Annotated in this window: 4 protein-coding genes and 1 pseudogene; 3 read left to right on the top strand and 2 right to left on the bottom strand. The window is 41.1% G+C overall.

Annotation, left to right across the window (positions count from 1 at the left end):
• Together IM450_RS05130 and IM450_RS05125 are read left to right on the top strand one after the other, a co-directional pair.
• On the top strand, positions 1 to 709 hold a 709-nt coding region (locus tag IM450_RS05130), incomplete at its 5' end, for a hypothetical protein (protein ID WP_287720596.1).
• Between the two features lie 132 nt (positions 710 to 841).
• On the top strand, positions 842 to 6,532 hold the full coding sequence (locus IM450_RS05125) for a cadherin domain-containing protein (protein WP_287665585.1): 5,691 nt from the start codon (positions 842 to 844) through the stop codon (positions 6,530 to 6,532).
• On the opposite strand, the gene IM450_RS05120 is transcribed toward IM450_RS05125, so the two are convergent.
• Entirely contained in the window at positions 6,533 to 6,658 is a 126-nt protein-coding gene (locus IM450_RS05120) for a hypothetical protein (protein WP_287688721.1), read from the bottom strand.
• Here IM450_RS05120 and IM450_RS05115 point away from each other — a divergent pair.
• Positions 6,645 to 6,761: pseudogene (locus tag IM450_RS05115) on the top strand (bluetail domain-containing putative surface protein); the annotation flags it as partial. The gene IM450_RS05120 and the pseudogene IM450_RS05115 overlap by 14 nt on opposite strands.
• Positions 6,762 to 6,938: 177 nt before the next feature.
• Here IM450_RS05115 and IM450_RS05110 read toward each other — a convergent pair.
• A complete protein-coding gene (locus IM450_RS05110) occupies positions 6,939 to 7,208 on the bottom strand; it encodes a type II toxin-antitoxin system RelE/ParE family toxin (protein WP_230401259.1) in 270 nt (89 codons plus the stop codon).
• Positions 7,209 to 7,242: the final 34 nt, after the last annotated feature.

Genomic DNA, 7,242 nt, shown 5'->3' with positions numbered 1-7,242 from the left:
ATACGAAGAAAATTTCCCTCAGAGGATGTATATTTATAACTATCGTGCCTTTGATTTGTATCAGAAACCAGTTATCAGTCTCGCTATATTAGGAGATGAACGAGTAAATTGGCGACCAGATTCCTATAATTATACTATCGCTGGCTGTGAAGTGAGTCTGAAATTCCCAACGGTTAAATTACTGGACTATGAGGAAAACTGGTCAGAACTAGAAGCAAGTAGCAATCCCTTTGCTATAATAGTCATGGCACACCTGAAAACAAAAGCGACTACTGGGAAGCTGCCACAACGGGAACAGTGGAAGTGGAAGTTAATCAGGGGATTATATGAAAAGGAATTCGAGAGAGAACAGATAATTAAACTGTTTGAAATCATCGACAATATGATGACTTTATCCCCTGAATTACAGTCAAGTTTAGAAAGTAAAATTAAACAATTTGAGGAGGAAAGAACCATGCCTTTAATGAGTAATATGGAATTGCGAGGAATAGAACAGGGTAAGAAGATTGGCAAGGAAATTGGGGTGTTAGAAAATAGCCGCGATGACATAAAAACAGTTTTAACTGTGCGGTTCGGACAGATTTCTTCAGAAATTGAAGAGATGATTGACAAAATCACTAACCTTGCTCTCTTAAAAGAGATACTAAAATCAGCAGTTACCGCTAATTCTCTCGCAGAATTTAAGCAGTCTTTGGCAAAAATCCAATAATCTTATCCTAATATCTAGAAAACGGGTTTTTTTGAAGAAACCCGTTTTCTGTAAATTTCTGTTACAGCACCCTTGAAAAATTGGCGATTGTTAGGCTAAAACTGTTAGCAATAAACCTTTGCAGTTAATGTCATGACTTCTTCACTGTTGCCGATTCTTCCTGTTGTTGACGATGTTTTGTTCAATTTTGCTCAATCTGATGGTTTTTGGGCGAATTTAGAAACAGCCTTTGGCACAAGTTATGATGTGGTTAAAGCGACGCAATTACGACAGCAGTGGAAAAGCCGAAATTTTAGTCAACTTCCTGAGATTGAGGTTGTCAACAGCAGTGTTTTAGGTAGTGCAAATGGCGCTTATGGGATTAGCACTAATAAGATATATCTATCTGAAAGCTTTTTGGCTTCTGCTAGTTTAGATGCTTTGGTTGCGGTGGTGTTGGAAGAAATTGGGCATTTTGTGGATGCTCAGGTGAATGCTGAGGATTCTGCTGGTGATGAGGGTGAGATTTTTGCGGGGATTGTGCAGGGTAAGGTGTTTGAGTCTGAGCAGTTACAGCAGTTGAAGAATAAGGATGATCGAGCAACTATCAATTTGGATGGTCAACTTATTGAAATTGAACAAGCACAACCTGTCTCAAGAAGTGGTGGTGTAGGAGGATTGACTTTACCATTTCAGCTCGATCCTTTGCCACAAGGACAGACAGAAAAAAGCATTACAGTCAACTATTCATACGAGCATTTTTCGATTCCCGATCAGTTTGAAATAAGGTATGGGGCGACTACTATTTTCTCTACGGGGGGACTTGTCTCCAATGGTAAGAGTGGCAGTAAGTCATTTAAACAAGTTTCAGGTAACGATCAACTCACTATTAAAGTAACAGCACCGCAGTCTGGGACTGCTTGGGAATTTTCTGTTAGCACTGATGATTGTGCAGATACAACTCCTTTAAATATTGAGGCAGTTGGTGGCGATTTCAAAGATAATGATGGTGATGGAGACTGTGAATTTAATGGAACGGTCACAATTGGTAGAACAGATGGAACTGCCAAGCTGATTAGAGTAGATGGCGGAACCGTAGAATACGATAGTAAAGAAGTTAGAGTTACTAACGGTACTGTTTTTTCTCTAATTGGCTCAGTTTCCAATCCTTTGTTTAGTGGTTCTTTTACAATTCCGTTTGCTACCTCACGCAGTACTTCGCTAACTGAAGGTGGAAGTTCGGCAACTGATTTTAAGTTGGGTGGACTAGATGTAGATTTCAAATCTATTTTTATAGACAGAAATGAGATCAGATTTGGAGCAGAATTTTCTTTACCACAGCAGATTACCGGGCAAGCTGTAAAGGTTACATTATTACCTGATAATGCGAATGCATTAATAATTGGAAGCAGAGGATCTCAACTTGGAATTAGTGCGAAAATCGAATTTCCAGATCCGCCAGAATTTAAACTTTTCGGAATAATTGAAGTTGAAACCGAAGATTTAAGCATTGAGTATATTTCAGCAAATGATGAATTAAAGATTCAAGGAAAACTTGAGGTCGAAACCTTCGTTAAATCAACAGACGTCGAACTAGAAGCGAATTTTACTGGAGAAAATTTTATCTCTATTAAAGATGGCAAGGCTGAAGTTAAAGGCAGTCTGACTGTACAAGATATAAAGTTGCCAGGAGGTTGGAAATTAGAAGAAGCTAAGCTCACTTTAGATACCGTTTCAGAACCAGATCTAGTTGGTGGAGAAGCCAAAGTAACTTTTCCTTGGGGTAAGGCACTACCTCCAAGAAATGCTGGTGCAGGTTTGGGATTAGAATTCACAACTAGTCCTTTTCAACTTAATGGGGTTTCAGCAAGTGTATCCCTTCCTGATCCAGGTGTGCCGATTGGAACAACTGGAATATTTTTGACTGATGTTGGTGGCTCAGTTAAGAACTTTGCTCCTTCTAACACTAATCAAATTGAATTTGAAGGTAACGTTGGGTTGAGCGGAGGTCCTAAAGTTTTGGGAGTCTCTCTACTTCAAGCCAATCTCAATGTCAAGATAACCCCTGACAACTTAACAGGAAAGGGCAAAGTTACCTTGATAACTGATGCTATCGCTAACGGTAATGTCAGCAGCACCCTAGATTGGAACAAAGGATTTTTAACTGCATCAGGAGGATACTCGATTTTAGATGGAGCAATCACAACAAACACCAAATTCAAGGCTGACTCTGGTTTTAACTTAAACTTTAGCAATACCGCTTCAATCAATGTTCCTAAGTCTGTTCCTCTAATTGGTGGTAAGTCCTTAGCTTCTGGCAATTTTGCTTTCGATTTTAGTAACAACGGCAATTTCAGTGATGACTTCGCAGCAGGCTGGGGACAATTCAGTATTCCCATTCCAATTATTGGTACTGTCACTCGTACATATGGGTTTAAGGGATTCTTTGATGGTGGATTTGAATTTATTGGAGCCAGAAATATTCCTGAGACTAGTAGTTTTGAGATTCCTTTAGATACGCCATTTGTAATTTTAGCTGCGGATTGGGAGATACCTAACTCCAATGTTAATGTACGAATTAAAAAGCCAGATGGAACTTTCATTGATGAAGCTCAATTTGCTGCAAATAATATTGCTATCGTCCCAGATTTCACCGACGATAATACAAGAGCAGTAGTAATTGCCAATCCTACCCCTGGTATTTGGGATATTGTAGTTGTCGATCCCACTGGTCTTGGATCAATTGACTATAGTGCGCTCTCTGATTCAGTAGCGCCGACTATACAGATTACCAGTCCTACCACCGATGTAACCAGCAGTGGAATCGTTAATATAGGTTTTAACGCTTTTGATTCTGATTCAACAGCAAAAGTCAATTTGTTCTATGACGATGACAACACAGGCTTAGATGGTCTCTTGATCACCGACTCTCTACTAGAAAATGATGATGATGGAACTTTTGCTTGGAATACTGAGGGCGTTCCCACTGGAGAGTATTTCATCTATGCCCTGATTATGGATGATGAGAATATACCTGTTTTCAGCAACTACTCTGCTGGCAAGATCAAGGTAACTGAATCGGCTGACTTAGAACTTAATAAGGTTGTATTTGGTAACGATCCCATTACCAACTCTAACTTTACCTATCAACTCTCTGTGACCAATAACGGTACTTCAATATCGAAGGATGTCGTCTTACAAGATTCACTTCCTACTGAAGTAACATTCATTTCCGCTTCTACTATTCCATCTCAGCAAACTGGTAGCGATCTGACATTTAATCTTGGTGATATAGCCCCTGGGGCGACTAGAACCGTTGATATTACCGTCAAGTCTCCTACAACTGCATTAACATTGCTAAATACTGCTGAAGTTACCTCTAAAACATTCGATCCTTTCATTGGCGACAACTTTGCTACATTATCTACTAATGTTGATGTACCCCCAACTCCCTTAACCGACTTGTCTGTCACTGCTAAGTCAGACTCTACCAATCTGAAAATTGGAGATAGGATTACCTATGATTTCGTTGTAACTAACAATGGAACTGCAAATGCTTCTGGCGTAGTTTTTCAAACAAACTTCACTACGAATGCCGGCGGAGTCCAAAATCTCAGAGCAAATGTAGGTAGAATTAATGGAGATGTGGTAACTGCTAATCTGGGATCTCTTACACCTGGACAGTCTAGGACTATATCTGTTTTCGCAGACTTGACCGCTGCTGGCACTTTAACTACTACAGCAGATGTCTCAGGGAATGAACTTGATCCTTCCACTTTGAATAACAGTTTGATACTGCAAAAAAATGTCGAAGCTATTGCTCTTGTACCAGCGGATATAGAACTTTCTCTAACTTCAGATAAAACGACAGCGAATATTGATGACCTAGTTACTTTCAAAATAACTCTAACCAATAAAGGTCCAGGAGCCGCAACATCAATTCAGGTAAAAAATGTTTTGCCTCAAGGATTAACTCTTGTTTCGTCAAATCCTCAGCAAGGTTCTTACAACTCCACATCTGGCATTTGGGAAGCAGGGAATATCGCCAAGGATAATCAAGCTTTCGTAGATATCGTTACCAAAGTTACTTCTGGAGGAAGTCTTTCTAATACTGCTGAAGTGATTGCAGTAGCTGAACCTGATCCTGATTCTACTCCCAATAACAATAATCCCAATGAAGACGATCAAGCTTCAGTTATTGTCACTATTGGCACCGATGAAACTCCCGGTAATCAAGCTCCCACAGATTTAGCCTTAAGTGCAACCACAGTAAATGAAAATGTTCCTGTTAACACAGTAATTGGAACATTTTCCAGCACAGACCCCGATACTGGTAATAGCTTTACCTATAGCTTAGTTACAGGAACAGGAGATACAGATAACTCAGCATTCTCGATTGTAGGGAATCAATTACAGATTAATAATTCCCCCGATTTTGAAACCAAGAATAGTTACAGTATTCGAGTAAAAACCACAGACCAAGGGGGACTCAGTTTTGAGAAAACCTTGACAATTACTGTCAATGATGTTAATGAAACTCCCGGTAATCAAGCTCCCACAGCCCTAATTTTCCAAAATGCTGTCACTGAGTTAGCTGAAAATGTCGATGTCACCCCAGAATTTAAAGTCGCCGATCTCCTGATTGAAGATGATGGTTTAGGAACCAATAATCTCTTCCTCACGGGACGGGATAAGGAGCGCTTCTTAATTCAGAATTCGGCTCTTTTCTATGTCGGTTTTACTCCTAATTTTGAAGCCCAAAATAGTTATGAAGTCACCGTCAATGTCGATGATACAACCGTTGGTGTCACCCCCGATCTCACCCAAACCTTCACTTTAAACATCACCGATGTCAATGAAGCTCCCACAGCCCTAATTCTTGCCAATAGCACTAATGCGATCGCTGAAAATACCGATACCAGTCAAGGTGTAAAAGTTGCCGATATTCAGATCAGCGATGATGCCTTGGGGACAAATAGCCTTTCTTTGTTGGACAATGATCAGAGCAGTTTCCAGATTCGTGGCCGGGAATTATTCTTCATCGGTAAGGCTGATTTTGAAGCCCAATCCCTCTATAATCTGACGGTGGCGGTAACGGATACCACCCTCAAACCGGCTCCCAATGCCACGCCAGACGCAACGGTTAATTTCACCCTAGAAATTACCAATCTACCCGACCAAGCCGTTAATCCCCAAACCATCCAATTTAAAGATACGGGTAATGGACAAGGTTCTCTGGTTTTCAACTTCAGTAACTTGCCCGGTAGCATACAGGTCAAAGCCATTGAGGAAGGACTTAGACAGACGGGAGCTTTCTTTAATAACGTTGTCGGTCTCTATCCAGTGGCCGATGATAACGGAGCCGTTTTTGACAGCCTCGATTTAGATGGAGATGGCAACGCGACAGAGTTAATTCAACCCGGTCAAGCGGGTTATGCCCGTACCGCCTTAAGTCAAGCGGTGAATAACTTCATTTTGCGGGCCAGTGGGGAAGGAGCAAACCAAAGCACCACCGCCGCTGAATTTGGGGATGTGTTGTTGCAAGGGGGGCGACGCTACGCACCCTTTGTGATTGCCAATGGCGGCAATCTGGGAGAAAGTCTGCAAGGGAGTATTCAGGCATTTTTGACCAAGAATCCCGATAACGTGGCGGCCACCCTAGAAAACTATATAAGTCATGAAGTGGCCTATTTCTCCTTTGGGGCGGCAAATCCCGATGGGGCGGAACATTTACGGTCAAGGGGGAATAATATCTTTGGCTTTGAGGATTTACCGGGGAACTTACCCAATATCAGTGATAACGACTTTAATGATGGGATTTTGGCGTTTAATTTTATTGCTTAATCATCCCTTGCTGGTTTGACAAACCATTTCCTCTGGGAGTTGCCGGTGGTTGTCTTTTTCTAACTGCGAATCACCGTCATTTGTCGCCCCACAGGCTTCATTGCGGTTCCCGATTAATGGTAGCACGGCTGGCTTCCAATCGAGCAATGATTTATTAGTAAATATCACTGGATTTACTGGCACTTTACCAGCTTTAGGGAACATTCCAGAGGGTAATTTCTTTGTTTAATTAATAGCATTTTTCTAAAGTAATGGCAGAGATGGTTAATTACCCTAAACTCCAACTCCTCTCCCAGAAAGGAAGATGGCAGTAGGATGTCTGCCACGAATAAAGAAAAATGGTATAACCTTACCTATCAAAACTTTGCCGTCACAATTTAGGACAACAATGGTATGCCATGGGCCTCTACTCTTCTTCATCTTCTTGACTTGACAAAGGCTTTTGTGCAACGTGGCGCACGAAAAGAATCTGCACAATATCGCCAGTGATGGTAAAGAGAATTCTGTAGGCACTACGTCCCTTACCATAAATAAGTTGTCGGATTTCTTCCTCCAAGAAATTATTTTCAAAAGCCAGTGAACAACGGTAAGGCATTTGCTCTAGTGACAGAATTGCTTTGTACAATCCTTCTAGCCACAACCTAGCTTTTCGAGGAGAATCTTTACTGAACCACAGATAGGCTTTTTTAATTCCCTGTTGTGCTTGCTGG

The sequence above is a fragment of the Microcystis sp. M083S1 genome (genome assembly GCF_020246405.1).
GTDB classification, from domain to species: domain Bacteria; phylum Cyanobacteriota; class Cyanobacteriia; order Cyanobacteriales; family Microcystaceae; genus Microcystis; species Microcystis aeruginosa_C.
This window is presented reverse-complemented; position numbering and strand designations above follow the sequence as displayed.